1 pseudogene is annotated in these 532 nt (G+C 71.8%); it reads left to right on the top strand.

The window, feature by feature from the left end:
* Positions 1-532, top strand: a pseudogene (locus tag ACLN58_RS22590) (transketolase); the annotation flags it as partial.

The following is a 532-nucleotide window of genomic DNA, read 5'->3' as shown; positions in this document are numbered from 1 at the left end:
CGACGTCGCCTTCACCGAGGACGTGCTGGCGCGCTACGCGGCGTACGGCTGGCACACCCAGCGCGTCGACTGGACCAAGACCGGCGAGTACGTCGAGGACGTGCCCGAGCTCTACCAGGCGCTCGTCGCCGCGAAGGCCGAGACCGGGCGCCCCTCGATCATCTCGCTGCGCACCATCATCGGCTGGCCGTCCCCGACCAAGCAGAACACGGGCAAGATCCACGGTTCGGCGCTCGGCGGCGACGAGGTCGCGGCCCTCAAGCAGGTCCTGGGCTTCGACCCGGAGAAGTCCTTCGACGTCGACCCCGAGGTGCTGGCCTACACCCGCGGCGCGATCGAGCGCGGCGCGAAGGCCCGTGCAGAGTGGCAGGCGGGCTTCGACGCGTGGGCGTCGGCGAACCCTGAGGCCGCGGCCCTCCAGGAGCGCATCGAGGCGCGGCGTCTCCCCGAGGGCTGGGATGGCTCCCTCCCCGAGTTCCCCGCGGGCAAGGACGTCTCGACCCGCGCTGCATCGGGCAAGGTCCTCAACGCA

It is taken from the genome of Sinomonas sp. G460-2 (assembly GCF_047759905.1).
Taxonomy (GTDB): domain Bacteria; phylum Actinomycetota; class Actinomycetes; order Actinomycetales; family Micrococcaceae; genus Sinomonas.
This window is presented reverse-complemented; position numbering and strand designations above follow the sequence as displayed.